Annotated in this window: 8 protein-coding genes; 6 read left to right on the plus strand and 2 right to left on the minus strand. The window is 33.8% G+C overall.

Features of this window, described 5'->3' with window-relative positions:
- Positions 1 to 5 precede the first annotated feature (5 nt).
- From rplL to H4V97_RS13315, 5 genes are all read left to right on the plus strand, one after another.
- Positions 6 to 374, plus strand: coding sequence for a 50S ribosomal protein L7/L12 (gene rplL, locus H4V97_RS13295; protein ID WP_039109063.1), 369 nt, complete (start codon positions 6 to 8; stop codon positions 372 to 374).
- A 271-nt stretch (positions 375 to 645) separates the two neighbouring features.
- Positions 646 to 4458, plus strand: a complete 3813-nt coding sequence (rpoB, locus tag H4V97_RS13300; protein WP_196849896.1) for a DNA-directed RNA polymerase subunit beta — start codon at positions 646 to 648, stop codon at positions 4456 to 4458.
- Positions 4459 to 4757: 299 nt separating this feature from the next.
- Positions 4758 to 9071 (plus strand): DNA-directed RNA polymerase subunit beta', encoded by a 4314-nt coding sequence (gene rpoC, locus H4V97_RS13305; RefSeq protein WP_196849897.1) that lies wholly within the window; start codon positions 4758 to 4760, stop codon positions 9069 to 9071.
- Between the two features lie 3 nt (positions 9072 to 9074).
- Entirely contained in the window at positions 9075 to 9386 is a 312-nt protein-coding gene (locus H4V97_RS13310) for a DUF3467 domain-containing protein (protein ID WP_196849898.1), read from the plus strand.
- A gap of 293 nt (positions 9387 to 9679) precedes the next feature.
- A complete protein-coding gene (locus H4V97_RS13315) occupies positions 9680 to 10018 on the plus strand; it encodes a hypothetical protein (RefSeq protein WP_209549954.1) in 339 nt (112 codons plus the stop codon).
- Between the two features lie 86 nt (positions 10019 to 10104).
- Here the strand turns inward: H4V97_RS13315 and H4V97_RS13320 are convergent, their stop codons facing one another.
- Together H4V97_RS13320 and H4V97_RS13325 are read right to left on the minus strand one after the other, a co-directional pair.
- The gene (locus tag H4V97_RS13320; RefSeq protein WP_209549955.1) at positions 10105 to 11694 is read right to left on the minus strand and encodes a peptide chain release factor 3; all 1590 of its coding nucleotides are present in this window, start codon (positions 11692 to 11694) and stop codon (positions 10105 to 10107) included.
- A 191-nt stretch (positions 11695 to 11885) separates the two neighbouring features.
- Positions 11886 to 13325, minus strand: coding sequence for an alpha-amylase (locus H4V97_RS13325; protein WP_209549956.1), 1440 nt, complete (start codon positions 13323 to 13325; stop codon positions 11886 to 11888).
- 761 nt (positions 13326 to 14086) lie between these two features.
- Between H4V97_RS13325 and H4V97_RS13330 the strand changes: the two genes are divergently transcribed.
- On the plus strand, positions 14087 to 15514 hold the full coding sequence (locus H4V97_RS13330) for a peptidylprolyl isomerase (protein WP_209549957.1): 1428 nt from the start codon (positions 14087 to 14089) through the stop codon (positions 15512 to 15514).
- Positions 15515 to 15567 lie beyond the last annotated feature (53 nt).

The raw sequence follows: 15567 nt of genomic DNA on the forward strand, positions 1-15567 counted from the left end.
AAAAAATGGCAGATTTGAAACAATTCGCAGAACAATTAGTTAACCTTACAGTAAAAGAAGTTAACGAATTAGCAACAATATTAAAAGATGAATACGGTATCGAACCAGCTGCTGCAGCTGTAGTAGTTTCTGGTGGTGGTGAAGCTGCTGCTGAAGATGTTCAAACAGAATTTACAGTGGTATTAAAAGCAGCAGGTGCTTCTAAATTAGCAGTTGTAAAATTAGTTAAAGAACTTACAGGTTTAGGTTTGAAAGAAGCTAAAGATGTAGTTGATAGCGCACCAAGTAATGTAAAAGAAGGTGTTTCTAAAGAAGAAGCTGAAGGGCTTAAAAAATCTTTAGAAGAAGCTGGAGCTGAGGTTGAGCTTAAATAGTTTAACTCTTTTTGAGAACTAGGTTTAGGTCTTTGGATATATATCCAAGACCTAAACCATTTTTCGTATAACAAAAGTCTACCTTGTATAAGTACATATTAGTCTTTTAAAATAATTCATTTTACCCATTACGAGGAAAAAAAATTAACAGATAATAAGAAAGTAGTTATCTTAAATTGGTTTTTAAAGATGTAATGGTTGTAAAAGAAAAGTGTAAATAAACAATATTTACACAAAAAAATTACTTTTTTAATCAAAATTTTGTCAATTGATGCTAACAAATCAGACTGAAAGATTGAATTTTGCCTCTACTAAAAATATTCCTGACTATCCAGATTTTCTAGATGTTCAGGTTAAATCGTTTAAAGATTTTTTTCAATTAGAAACTAAATCTGACGAAAGAGGCGACGAAGGGCTTTACAATACCTTCATGGAAAACTTCCCTATTACTGATACAAGAAACAATTTTGTATTAGAATTTCTTGATTATTTTGTAGATCCCCCACGTTACACAATTCAAGAATGTATAGAAAGAGGTCTTACTTATAGTGTGCCTTTAAAAGCAAGGTTAAAACTGTATTGTACAGATCCAGAACATGAGGATTTTGAAACAATTGTTCAAGATGTATATCTTGGTACGATTCCTTATATGACACCAAGCGGTACCTTTGTTATTAATGGTGCTGAGCGTGTAGTTGTTTCTCAATTACACAGATCACCAGGTGTTTTCTTTGGTCAATCATTCCATGCAAATGGAACAAAATTATATTCTGCTAGGGTAATTCCTTTTAAAGGTTCTTGGATAGAATTTTCTACAGATATAAACAGCGTAATGTATGCTTATATTGACAGAAAGAAAAAATTACCTGTAACTACTTTATTCCGTGCAATTGGATTCGAAAGAGACAAGGATATCCTAGAGATTTTCGATCTTGCAGAGGAAATTAAAGTATCTAAAACAGGACTTAAAAAATATATCGGTAGAAAATTAGCTGCTCGTGTATTGAATACATGGCATGAAGATTTCGTAGATGAAGATACTGGTGAAGTAGTTTCTATCGAACGTAACGAAATAATCCTTGATAGAGATACAATTATCGATAAAGATAATGTGGAAGAAATCATTGATTCTAACGTTAAATCTATTTTGTTGCATAAGGAAGATGCTAATCAAGGGGATTATGCCATCATTCACAATACGCTTCAAAAAGATCCAACAAATTCTGAAAAAGAAGCTGTTGAGCATATCTACAGACAATTGCGTAACGCAGAACCGCCTGATGAAGAAACTGCTCGTGGTATTATAGATAAATTATTCTTCTCTGATCAACGTTACAACTTAGGTGAAGTAGGTCGTTATAGAATGAATAAAAAACTTGGTTTAGATATTCCAATGGAAAAGCAAGTGCTTACCAAAGAAGATATCATTACCATTGTAAAATATTTGATTGAATTAATCAACTCTAAAGCAGAGATTGATGATATTGATCACTTATCAAACCGTCGTGTTAGAACAGTTGGAGAACAATTGTCTCAACAATTCGGTGTTGGTTTAGCTCGTATGGCCAGAACCATTAGAGAGCGTATGAACGTTAGAGATAACGAGGTGTTTACACCAATAGATTTGATTAATGCTAAAACATTATCATCTGTTATCAACTCTTTCTTTGGAACAAACCAGTTGTCTCAGTTTATGGATCAAACGAATCCACTAGCGGAGATAACACACAAGAGAAGATTATCTGCACTAGGACCAGGTGGACTTTCGAGAGAAAGAGCAGGTTTTGAGGTACGTGACGTTCACTATACGCATTACGGACGTTTATGTCCAATTGAAACTCCAGAGGGACCAAACATTGGTTTGATTTCATCTCTAGGTGTTTATGCTAAAGTAAACGGAATGGGTTTCATCGAAACGCCTTACCGTAAAGTAACTAATGGAACTGTAGATTTAGTTTCTACTCCAGTTTACTTAAGCGCAGAAGAAGAAGAAGGAATGATGATTGCTCAGGCAAACATTCAAATGGATGCTACTGGAAAAATTACTGCCGAAGACGTAATTGCACGTCAAGAAGGTGATTTCCCAGTAATTGAACCAACAAGAGTAGATTATACCGATGTTGCTCCAAACCAAATTGCTTCTATCTCAGCTTCTTTGATTCCTTTCTTAGAACATGATGATGCGAATAGAGCCTTGATGGGATCTAACATGATGCGTCAGGCCGTACCATTAATTCGTCCTGAAGCTCCAATTGTTGGAACTGGTTTAGAGCGTCAAGTTGCTTCTGATTCTAGAGTTTTAATTAACTCAGAAGGAGATGGAGTTATTGAATATGTAGATGCAAATATTATCACTATCAAATACGATCGTTCTGAGGAAGAAAGAATGGTAAGTTTTGAGCCTGATGAAAAAACATACAATCTAATTAAATTTAGAAAAACCAATCAAGGTACAAGTATCAATCTAAAACCTATCGTTAGAAAAGGGGATAGAGTGGTTCCTGGACAAGTATTGTCAGAAGGTTATGCGACTCAAAATGGTGAATTAGCTTTAGGTAGAAACCTCAAAGTTGCATTTATGCCATGGAAAGGATACAACTTTGAGGATGCGATTGTAATTTCTGAAAAAGTAGTTCGTGACGATATTTTTACCTCTATTCACGTTGATGATTATTCATTAGAAGTTAGAGATACTAAATTAGGTAACGAAGAATTAACGAATGATATACCAAACGTTTCTGAAGAAGCTACTAAAGATTTAGATGAAAATGGTATGATTAGAATTGGAGCCGAGGTTAAACCTGGTGATATTCTTATCGGAAAAATTACTCCAAAAGGGGAATCAGATCCTACTCCGGAAGAAAAATTGCTTCGTGCAATCTTCGGGGATAAAGCAGGTGATGTGAAAGATGCTTCGTTAAAAGCATCACCATCTTTACACGGTGTTGTTTTAGATAAAAAATTGTTCGCAAGAGCAGTAAAAGATAAACGTAAACGTACACAAGACAAGGATGCTTTAGGAGCGCTTGAAATGGAGTTTGAAGTTAAATTTGTTGAATTGAAAGACAAATTAGTTGAAAAACTTTTCTTGATTGTAAACGGAAAAACCTCTCAAGGTGTAATGAATGATTTGGGTGAAGAAGTTTTACCAAAAGGTAAAAAATATACTCAAAAAATGCTTTATGCTGTTGAAGATTTTGCTCACTTAAGTAAAGGTCAATGGGTTGCTGATGATGCAACTAATAAAATGGTTAATGATTTAATTCATAACTATAAAATTAAATTGAACGATTTACAAGGGGCATTACGTAGAGAGAAATTCACAATTACAGTTGGTGATGAATTGCCAGCAGGAATTTTGAAATTAGCTAAAATTTATATTGCTAAGAAACGTAAACTGAAAGTTGGGGATAAAATGGCAGGACGTCACGGTAACAAAGGTATTGTTGCTCGTATTGTTCGTCATGAAGATATGCCTTTCCTTGAAGACGGAACGCCAGTTGATATCGTGTTGAACCCATTAGGTGTACCTTCGCGTATGAACATTGGTCAGATTTATGAAACAGTTCTTGGTTGGGCTGGACAGAATTTGGGTAGAAAATTTGCTACACCAATTTTTGACGGAGCAACTTTAGACCAAATTAATGAATTGACTGACGAAGCTGGAGTGCCACGTTTTGGACATACACATTTATATGATGGTGGTACAGGAGAGCGTTTCCATCAAGCGGCAACAGTAGGAGTTATCTACATGTTGAAACTTGGACATATGGTTGACGATAAAATGCACGCACGTTCTATAGGTCCATACTCGTTGATTACTCAACAACCACTTGGGGGTAAAGCTCAATTTGGAGGCCAACGTTTTGGAGAGATGGAAGTTTGGGCACTTGAGGCTTATGGAGCATCAAGTACGCTGAGAGAAATCTTGACTGTGAAGTCTGATGATGTTATCGGTAGAGCTAAAACTTACGAAGCAATCGTTAAGGGTGAATCTATGCCAGAACCAGGATTACCTGAATCATTCAACGTATTAATGCATGAATTGAAAGGTCTTGGACTTGACATTCGTTTAGAAGAATAAATAATAATTTGTCACTGTAGAGACGCGATTATTCGCGTCTCTACTTTGGCATTTATAAAGGTTTTTAGGATTTATACCCGTAACCCGTTCCGATTTTTTATTTAAACCAATAGGTTTTGTAAATAGCACTTCAAAATTTTTATTTGAAGTTTAGAGAAGTAATTCGAGGTACTGTTAATAGTCGCAAGTCAAATGTATTAAAGTCTTAAAGTCGTCAGCGGCTTTCGACCTTCGACTTTCAAACTTTCGACTTAAACAAGAATCAATTTTTAATTGCAAATAAATCAATAGTAAAAACTATGATGAATAATAGAAATAATAACAATAAAGATAAAAACCCTGTAAAAAGGTTTAATAAAATCTCAATAGGACTTGCTTCTCCTGAATCTATCTTGAAAGAATCAAGAGGTGAAGTATTAAAGCCTGAAACTATCAACTACAGAACGCACAAACCAGAGCGTGATGGACTTTTCTGTGAACGTATTTTCGGACCAGTAAAAGATTTTGAATGTGCTTGTGGTAAATATAAAAGAATACGTTACAAAGGAATCATCTGTGACCGTTGTGGTGTTGAAGTTACTGAGAAAAAAGTACGTAGAGACAGAGTAGGTCACATCAATCTTGTTGTGCCAATTGCTCATATCTGGTATTTCCGTTCTCTTCCAAATAAAATTGGTTATATCCTTGGACTTCCTTCTAAGAAATTAGACATGATTATCTACTACGAAAGATACGTAGTAATCCAAGCAGGTATCGCTAAAAATGCAGAAGGTGAATCAGTACAAAGATTAGACTTTTTGACAGAAGAAGAATATTTAAATATTTTAGACACTCTTCCTGCTGACAACCAGTATCTTGATGATTTTGATCCTAATAAATTTGTTGCCAAAATGGGAGCAGAGTGTATTATGGATTTATTAGCAAGAATTGATTTAGATCAATTGTCTTACCAATTGAGACATAACGCTAATAATGAAACGTCTAAACAACGTAAAACGGAAGCATTAAAAAGGTTACAAGTTGTGGAATCTTTCCGTGAGTCTAACTTGAACCGTGAGAATCGTCCTGAATGGATGATTATGAAAGTGGTACCAGTTATTCCACCAGAATTACGTCCACTTGTGCCACTTGATGGAGGTCGTTTTGCAACTTCAGATTTGAATGATTTATACCGTCGTGTAATTATACGTAACAACCGTTTGAAAAGATTAATGGAGATTAAAGCTCCAGAAGTTATCTTAAGAAACGAAAAACGTATGTTGCAGGAATCTGTAGATTCACTTTTCGATAATACTCGTAAAGCATCTGCAGTAAAAACAGAATCAAACAGACCATTAAAATCTTTATCTGATTCCCTTAAAGGTAAACAAGGACGTTTCCGTCAAAATTTACTTGGAAAACGTGTGGATTATTCTGCTCGTTCGGTAATTGTTGTTGGACCTGAATTGAAATTATCTGAGTGTGGTATCCCTAAAGATATGGCTGCCGAATTATACAAACCTTTCGTTATCCGTAAATTGATAGAAAGAGGAATTGTAAAAACGGTAAAATCAGCTAAGAAAATAATAGATAAGAAAGAGCCTGTAGTTTGGGATATCCTTGAAAATGTAATCAAAGGTCACCCAATATTACTGAATCGTGCTCCTACTTTGCACAGATTAGGTATCCAAGCATTTCAACCAAAATTAATTGAAGGAAAAGCAATCCAATTGCACCCTTTAGTTTGTACTGCATTTAATGCGGATTTTGATGGGGATCAAATGGCAGTTCACTTACCGTTAGGACCAGAAGCTATTTTGGAAGCTCAATTGTTAATGTTGGGTTCTCACAATATCTTGAATCCTGCAAATGGTGCGCCAATTACGGTACCTTCTCAGGATATGGTTTTGGGTCTATATTATATGACCAAAGAACGTTTATCAACTCCTGAGCTTAAAATTTTAGGAGAAGGAATCACTTTTTATTCTGCTGAAGAAGTAAATATTGCTTTAAATGAAGGTAGATTAGAATTGAATGCTTCTGTAAGAATTAGAGCAAAACATTTTAATGAAGCAGGTGACTTGGTGTACCAAATCATAAAAACAACTGCTGGACGTGTATTATTTAATGAAGTAGTACCGGAAGCAGCTGGATATATCAATGATGTATTGACTAAGAAAAATCTTAGAGACATTATTGGACACGTTTTAAGTTCTACTGATGTGCCTACAACTGCAGCTTTCTTGGATAACATGAAAGACATGGGTTACAAATTTGCCTTTAAAGGTGGTTTGTCATTCTCACTTGGAGATATTAGAATTCCAGAACAAAAACCAAAATTAATTGCAGACGCCAGAGAACAAGTTCAAGGGATTTCTGCTAATTATAACATGGGTCTTATCACTAATAACGAACGTTACAACCAAGTTATTGATGTTTGGACTTCAGCGAATGCTCAACTTACAGAATTAGCAATGAAAAACATTAGAGAAGACCAACAAGGTTTCAACTCAGTGTATATGATGCTTGATTCTGGAGCAAGGGGTTCCAAAGAACAAATTCGTCAGTTAACCGGTATGCGTGGTTTGATGGCTAAGCCAAAAAAATCTACTGCTGGTGGTGGTGAAATTATTGAAAACCCGATTCTTTCTAACTTTAAAGAAGGTCTTTCTATTCTTGAGTATTTTATTTCTACTCACGGTGCGCGTAAAGGTCTTGCGGATACGGCATTGAAAACTGCCGATGCAGGATATTTAACAAGAAGATTGCATGATGTATCTCAAGATGTTATTGTTAACATCGATGATTGTGGTACACTTAGAGGTGTTGAAGTTTCAGCATTGAAGAAAAATGAAGAAATAGTTGAAACTTTAGGAGAAAGAATTTTAGGACGTGTTGCATTGCAAGACATAATTAATCCTTTAACTAATGATATTCTTGTACGTTCAGGCGAGCAAATCACTGAAGCATTGATGAAACAAATTGAAGCTTCTCCAATTGAGAAAGTAGAAGTTCGTTCACCACTTGTTTGTGAAGCATTGAAAGGTATTTGTGCCAAATGTTACGGTAGAAATTTAGCTACTGGAAAAATGACACAAAGAGGAGAAGCTGTTGGTGTTATTGCAGCTCAATCTATTGGAGAGCCAGGAACACAGTTAACATTACGTACTTTCCACGTTGGTGGGGTTGCGGGTGGTATATCTGAAGAGTCAAGTATCGTTACCAAATTTAATGGTAAACTTGAAATCGAAGATTTAAAAACTGTTAAAGGAGAAGATAGTGAAGGTAATGCAGTTGATATTGTAGTATCTCGTTCTACGGAATTGAAATTAATTGATGAAAGAACAGGTATTTTATTGAGTACTAATAATATTCCTTACGGTTCAAGTATCTTCGTTAAAGACGGTCAGTCTGTTGTAAAAGGAGATGTAATCTGTAAATGGGATCCATATAATGGAGTTATCGTTTCTGAATTTACCGGTAAAATTGCTTACGAAGAATTAGAGCAGGGTCAATCATTCATGGTTGAAATTGATGAGCAAACTGGTTTCCAAGAGAAAGTAATTTCTGAATCAAGAGCTAAAAAATTAATTCCAACTTTATTGGTTTACGGTAAAGACAATGAATTAATTCGTTCTTATAACTTACCAGTTGGAGCCCACTTAATGGTTGAAAACGGGGAGAAAATTAAAGCAGGTAAAGTATTGGTAAAAATTCCTCGTCGTTCTTCTAAATCAGGAGATATTACAGGAGGTTTACCAAGAATTACAGAGTTGTTAGAAGCTCGTAATCCTTCAAATCCAGCTGTAGTTTCTGAGATTGATGGTGTTGTTTCTTTTGGAAAAATCAAAAGAGGTAACCGTGAGATCGTTATCGAATCTAAATTTGGTGATGTTAGAAAATACTTGGTTAAATTATCAAGCCAAATTCTAGTTCAAGAAAATGACTTCGTAAGAGCAGGTGTACCATTATCTGATGGAGCAATTACTCCAGATGATATTTTAAGAATTCAAGGACCAGCAGCTGTTCAACAGTATTTGGTAAATGAAATTCAAGAAGTATACCGTTTGCAAGGGGTAAAAATCAACGACAAACACTTTGAAGTAGTAATACGTCAAATGATGCGTAAAGTAAGAGTACAAGATCCAGGTGATACTTTATTCTTAGAAGATCAATTAATTCACACTAAAGATTTTATCGTTCAAAATGATAAATTATATGGTATGAAAGTAGTTGAAGATGCTGGAGATTCTAGTGCATTGAAAGAAGGTCAAATTATTACGCCTCGTGAATTGCGTGATGAAAACTCTCTATTGAAACGTACAGATAAAAATCTTGTTGTCGCTCGTGAAGTAGTTACTGCAACTGCAACACCAGTTTTACAAGGTATTACAAGAGCATCGCTTCAAACAAAATCGTTTATCTCTGCTGCGTCGTTCCAGGAAACTACTAAAGTATTGAATGAAGCTGCAGTTGCAGGTAAAATCGATTACTTAGAAGGATTGAAAGAAAATGTAATTGTAGGTCATAGAATTCCTGCCGGAACTGGTATGAGAGAATATGATAATACAATTGTAGGTTCAAAAGAAGATTATAATGATATGATGGCTAATAAAGAAGAATATATTTATTAAGGTATGAGTAATTCTAATCAACAACAAGAGCAAATCAACATTGAATTGGATGAAAAAACTGCCGAAGGAATTTATTCCAACTTGGCAATAATCAATCATTCTTCTTCTGAATTTGTTTTAGATTTTGTAAGTATTATGCCTGGTATTCCTAAGGCTAAAGTAAAATCAAGAATTGTTTTGACACCGCAACACGCCAAAAGGTTATTGAAGGCTATTGGAGAAAATATTCACCGTTTTGAAGTCGCTCACGGCGAAATTAAAGACACAGAACAACCTCCCATTCCTCTTAACTTTGGTCCTGCAGGACAAGCTTAATTGTAATTGAATAATAGAAAAGGCTTCCGCATCAGTGGAAGCCTTTTTTTTTGTGCCAATTTTTTTGGGATGTTCTTGCCATCTGTGATTTGCTTTTTCTAAAGCCAAGTAGTTTTAGTTTGTTTAATTTTTTCAGGAATACATCGAGAATTATCAGGTAAAAAACACACATTTTGCAGTTTAACGGATAAAAAAGTTGTTCATCGGAAATATTTTTTACTAGTGCATTTAAGTTCTAGTTTCGCTCAAAATAATAGATGACAGTCATCTTTTATAAAAAAATAATATATTCCATGAACAACTTTTCTAAACAAAACAATAATAATAAAATCACAACTATCTTTATAATGGTGGTGTTTGCTTTATTTTGTAATGTTTCTGTTTTTAGTCAAACTAAAAATGAAGTTGTGAATACTACGATTGAAGTAAATACTATCGCAAAACAAGAAAACACTTCAAATATGAATTTTGTGCTTTGGTTTATGGGTTCTAAACAAGATCCTAATAGAACGATAACAACAGAAGGAATCAATACTAAGAAACAAGTTATGACTTCTGGAATGGCTCCGAATCGTTTGTTAATTAAAGCATTTTTGAAAAAAGCAATCAATTTAGAAAGCACAATTGCATAAGTTTCAGGTTCAAGAAACTATATAAAACATAAAAAAAACGCTAATTGTCAAATTAGCGTTTTTTTTATGAAATGATATTTCGAATATTATTCAAACTCCGATGTGAAATACAATTTAACATTCGGATATTTATTCTGTGTCATTTGAATGGTAAAGTCAGAATCGGCAAGGAACACTAATTGTCCGTATTTATCGTGGGCCAAGAATTTCTGTTTGATTCTTCTAAATTCCTTAAATTCATCACTTTTTGGATCACTAGGTTTTACCCAACAAGCTTTGTGTACGGGAAAATTTTCATACGTACATTTTGCACCATATTCATGTTCTAATCGATATTGAATAACCTCATATTGAAGCGCGCCTACCGTTCCAATGATTTTTCTGTTATTCATTTCTAATGTAAATAATTGCGCTACACCTTCATCCATCAACTGATCAATACCTTTGTCGAGTTGTTTAGCTTTCATTGGATCTGCATTATTGATATATCTAAAATGTTCCGGAGAGAAACTTGGAATTCCTTTAAAACTCATGATTTCACCTTCGGTCAAAGTGTCTCCAATTTTAAAATTACCAGTGTCGTGTAAACCTACAATGTCACCAGGGTAGGATATATCTACAATCTCTTTCTTTTCGGCAAAAAAGGCATTTGGACTGGAAAATTTTAAATTCTTTTTTTGTCGAACGTGGTAATACGGTTTATTTCTTTCGAAAGTCCCTGAAACAATTTTTATAAACGCTAATCGGTCTCTGTGTTTAGGATCCATGTTTGCATGGATTTTGAAAACGAAACCAGACATTTTCTCTTCTTTTGGGTCCACCAATCGAGTTTCAGACTCTTTTGGTCTTGGTGATGGAGCAATTTCAACAAAACAATCTAATAATTCTCTTACTCCAAAATTATTTAAAGCGGATCCGAAAAACACGGGTTGTAATTTTCCGTCCAAATAATCTTGACGATCAAATTTTGGATACACTTCATCAATTAATTCTAATTCTTCACGCAAAGTATCGGCTGGTTTTTGTCCGATAATTTTTTCCAATTCAGGATTTTTAACATCCGAAAAAGCGATAGTTTCTTCAATGTTTTTACGGTTATCACCACTAAATAAGTTGATGTTTTGTTCCCATAAATTGTAAATTCCTTGGAAATCATAACCCATTCCTATCGGAAAACTAAGCGGCGTAACTTTTAGTCCTAGTTTTTGTTCCACTTCGTCCATAAGATCAAAAGCATCCTTTCCTTCGCGGTCCATCTTATTGATGAATACAATAATTGGAATTTTGCGCAACCTACAAACCGCTACTAATTTCTCTGTTTGTTCCTCCACACCTTTGGCTACATCAATTACAACAATAACGCTATCAACGGCTGTCAAAGTTCTAAAAGTGTCCTCAGCAAAATCCTTGTGTCCGGGAGTATCGAGAATGTTTATTTTTTTGTTTTTATAATTGAATGCCAAAACCGATGTAGAAACCGAAATCCCTCTCTGACGTTCAATTTCCATAAAGTCACTGGTAGCGCCTTTTTTTATTTTGTTGTTTTTTACAGCACCCGCTTCTTGAATAGCACCACCAAAAAGAAGCAGTTTTTCAGTAAGTGTTGTTTTTCCGGCATCAGGATGTGAGATAATCCCAAAAGTTCTTCTACGTTGTATTTCTTTTAAAAAGCTCATGTATAATATAAATAGTCTGCAAAAGTACTATTTATAAATGCCAATTAAAAAAATAGTATACTCTTAATTGCTTATGTGAATTTTGAATGCGGTAATGTGATAACTTTTATATCAAAACTGATATTGTGAAGTTTTAAAGATTAAAAAAAAAGAAGGCTGCCTTTTCAGACAGCCTCTAGAATATTTATGTTTTACATATTGATAGACCAAACAGAATATCCGTTTGGCGGACACTGAATTTTTACCCATTTATCTGCTTGGGTTGTTGGTATCCAAGTTGAACTACCAGTGAAATCCTTAATTTGTGCATTGACCCAGTTAGTCTGAATCCATCTTTCCTGCCAAACGGTTGAATTGTTAATGTAAACTACTAATCCCGGATTTCCATTATATCCATTTCTTCGTGCCACATACTCATCATTATCCGCATATAAAATAGAAGTTGTACCAGTTGCTTTGTTGTTATGAATCCAGATTAAGTTGTTTAATTTTGTTTTATTCAACCATTCTTCATAATCTCTGTAGAAAATAGTTGGATAACCTTCATGTGTTAGAATATAAGCATAAGCCAATTCTTTTTTCCAAATTTCATCTGTATCGTGGTTGGTAACGAAAGTAACCGCTTTGTAAGGGTTTCTTTTCCACATCATGTCATCATTCAACAGGGCAAGATTATTACCGTCAAAAGCATCATTCATTTTGTAATAACAAGCAAAATCAAAAACAGAACTGTTGGCATTATTTGCCCAATCATTCAATGTATTTACGTTTGAATCCCATAATTCTCCAACGGAGAAACCACCAACGTTTGCATTCCAACTGTTAATAACCCATGAACCAAAACCTTTTACATAATCAAATCTCCATCCATCGAATTTCATAGTGTTTTTGTAATATTTACCTACACCATCCGTTCTCAACCACAACCAATTTTGAACATTTGACGCGGCATGGCATAAATCAGGAAATCCTCCGAATGCACCTTCGTCGTTATTTCCGAAAGAGTTTTTGTAAAAATCGGCACTAGTTCTAGGGAATTTTCCAGAGGCTACACCCGTAAAATTAGTGTACGTTTGTGTTCCTGTAAAAGGGTTGTTTTCTAATTGCCCTCCACTATTGTGATTAATTACAATATCAGCATACACTTGCATGTTTTCAGTATGTGCTTTAGTAATTAAGCTTACTAATTCTGTTTTGGAACCAAAACGTGTTTCAATTGTGCCATTTTGATTGTAATCTCCAAAATCAAAATAGTCAGTAGGGTCGTATCCCATAGAAAAGGCGCCATTTTGTGCTTTAGATGCTGGAGGTAACCAGATTGATCCAATTCCGGCATTTGACCATTCGGTTACTTTTGTGCCAACGGTATTCCACCAAGTTCCACCTGCAGGGACATCCCAATAAAATGCCTGCATCATAACGCCTCCTCCAGGATTTGCAACATATTTTCCTGTTGCGGAAGTTGTTACTCCGGTACTGAACGGATGTCCATCATGATGGGTTACGTTGATTACTTTGAATTGCGAAGCTGCTACTGCAGAATCTGTTACTGCATCATCATTTGAATTACACGAATAAAGGCCAATAAGTAATGCCGTTAATGCATAAATTTTAAAATTTTGCTTTTTCATAAACTTAATAATTTTGGTTAGGTAATAGATTTGGTTAATGGCGATTAGATAAAATAGAAGGACTTTATTTTTTTCTTTAATAAGTAATAGTGGTACTATTCTTTTTTATATTAAAATGAAAAAAAATATACTAAAAAAATAATTTTAATTTATTTTTTAGGTCTAATTTTAATTAAATTGCTAATTATTTATCTAATTTACACAAATAACAATACTTCTTACATCGAGTGCTGTAATCTTCTTTACGAAAACGTAATAGTGTTAAGAACTTTTTTTAAAATGCAGTTTTAGAGGAAGGTTTTAATGATTTTTAATTTTGTTTTCAATCGTAAATATTCATGCAATTAGTTTTCGCTTTTTTAGACAAATAAATGCTCGATAAAATAAGTTGAAAAAAAATAGTAATTAAAAACGCATAGGAAGGTTTGCTTGTAGTTTGACTTTTATAAAGTGGAATTCCTGTTCTTATCCATTTTAATCTAAATATTTAGTGAGTAAATATGACTTTTAGGAAGTATTTAAACTAATAAATTAATGCGTTTTACAATTTTTTGTTAATAGTACAAAGGAAACTTGTATTATGTAATTGAATTGTTATTTTTGTTGGTTTTAAGTTTAAAGAATTGTAAGTAATTGTATTATAAATTCCACTCTTTTCTTGATTCTTAAAGTGTATATTTGGCCAAAATTAAAAGGTCCTTTTTTAGATAAATTAAAAAAAGAAAACTAACGATACATTACGCTAATAATAAATTATAAAAATGCCATTAAAAACATTACAAATGAGATCCATAAACAATAAAATTGCATTAACATTTTTTCTTTTACTGTTTTCAAGTGCGATTACAAGAGCGCAAGAAATTATTAAAGATAGTGCGGTTGTTTCTGTTAAAAAAATACAATCCAATCAAAAACAAAAAATAGACGGTGTAATTGCAACAGTTGGAGATTATATAATTTTAGATTCTGATATCGACAAATCGTATTTGGAAATTTCAGGACAAGGAGGTTCTGTAAAAGATATTACAAGATGTCAAATGTTAGGTAAATTATTGGAAGACAAATTATATGCACATCAAGCGGTACAAGACAGTATTAAGGTAAGCGATTCTGAAATAAAAGGCATGATGGATGATCGGGTGAACTATATGACAGAACAATTAGGATCGCTGGATAAAGTAGTGAAGTATTACAAGAAAAATAATGAGGAAGAGTTTAGAACTTATTTCTTTGATGTTTTGAAAGAGCAGAAATTGACTTCTGAAATGCAAAAAAAGATTGTCGATGGAGTAGAAATAACTCCAGAAGAAGTGCGTAATTTTTTCAAAAAAATACCTGCTGCCGATCTTCCTACTTTTGGTGCCGAAATGGAAGTAGCACAAATTATTGTGACTCCTAAAGTTTCTGATGCCGATAAGCAAAAAGTTATTGAGAGACTGAATGGTTACAAAAAAGAATGCCAAGATGGCGCTAGTTTTGCTACAAAAGCAGTGCTATATTCACAAGATCCGGGTTCCAGTTCAAATGGTGGGTATTACAAAATGAATAGAAAAACTCCATTTGTAAAAGAGTTTAAAGACGTTGCTTTTAGTCTTGCAGAAGGAGAAATTTCTGCTCCTTTTGAAACTGATTTTGGTTTTCATATTATTTATGTTGAAAAGATAAAAGGGCAAGAAGTTGAATTGCGTCATATATTATTGACTCCAGCAGTTTCAGAAGAATCTATGAAAGAAGCCAAGGATAAAATTGAATTAATCAGAAAAAAGATTGAAGACAAGGAGCTTACTTTCGCTGATGCAGCAAGAGCTTCGTCAGATGAAAAAGAAACCAGATTAAATGGTGGTGCTTTGATCAATCCGAAAACTCAAGATACGCGCTTTGAATTAACAAAAATGGATCCTAGTTTATACAGTCAAGTTTCGAATTTGAAAGAAGGAGAAATTTCTTTGCCAATAATGGAAGATCAACAAGGCAAGAAAAAATATAAATTGATTACCGTTACAAATAGAATAGATGAACATACGGCGGATTACGCTAAGGATTATATCAAAATTAAAGATTTAGCTTTAAAAGAAAAACAAATCAAAGCTATTGGAAAATGGTTTGATGAGAAAATAAAACAAACATATATTAAAATTATTGGAGAATACAGAGATTGTGCTTTCACGAACAATTGGTTGAAAAAATAATTTTTTTAAAATAAATAAAAAGGGTTAGCTTTATGAATTCATATCGCTAACCC

The organism is Flavobacterium sp. CG_23.5 (genome assembly GCF_017875765.1).
GTDB lineage: Bacteria > Bacteroidota > Bacteroidia > Flavobacteriales > Flavobacteriaceae > Flavobacterium.

What these genes read in the sequence shown, in the direction of transcription:
- rplL (WP_039109063.1), top strand. Translation starts at nt 6, where the DNA reads ATGGCAGATTTGAAACAATTCGCAGAACAATTAGTTAACCTTACAGTA.
- rpoB (WP_196849896.1), top strand. Translation starts at nt 646, where the DNA reads ATGCTAACAAATCAGACTGAAAGATTGAATTTTGCCTCTACTAAAAAT.
- rpoC (WP_196849897.1), top strand. Translation starts at nt 4,758, where the DNA reads ATGATGAATAATAGAAATAATAACAATAAAGATAAAAACCCTGTAAAA.
- H4V97_RS13310 (WP_196849898.1), top strand. Translation starts at nt 9,075, where the DNA reads ATGAGTAATTCTAATCAACAACAAGAGCAAATCAACATTGAATTGGAT.
- H4V97_RS13315 (WP_209549954.1), top strand. Translation starts at nt 9,680, where the DNA reads ATGAACAACTTTTCTAAACAAAACAATAATAATAAAATCACAACTATC.
- H4V97_RS13320 (WP_209549955.1), bottom strand. Translation starts at nt 11,694, where the DNA reads ATGAGCTTTTTAAAAGAAATACAACGTAGAAGAACTTTTGGGATTATC.
- H4V97_RS13325 (WP_209549956.1), bottom strand. Translation starts at nt 13,325, where the DNA reads ATGAAAAAGCAAAATTTTAAAATTTATGCATTAACGGCATTACTTATT.
- H4V97_RS13330 (WP_209549957.1), top strand. Translation starts at nt 14,087, where the DNA reads ATGCCATTAAAAACATTACAAATGAGATCCATAAACAATAAAATTGCA.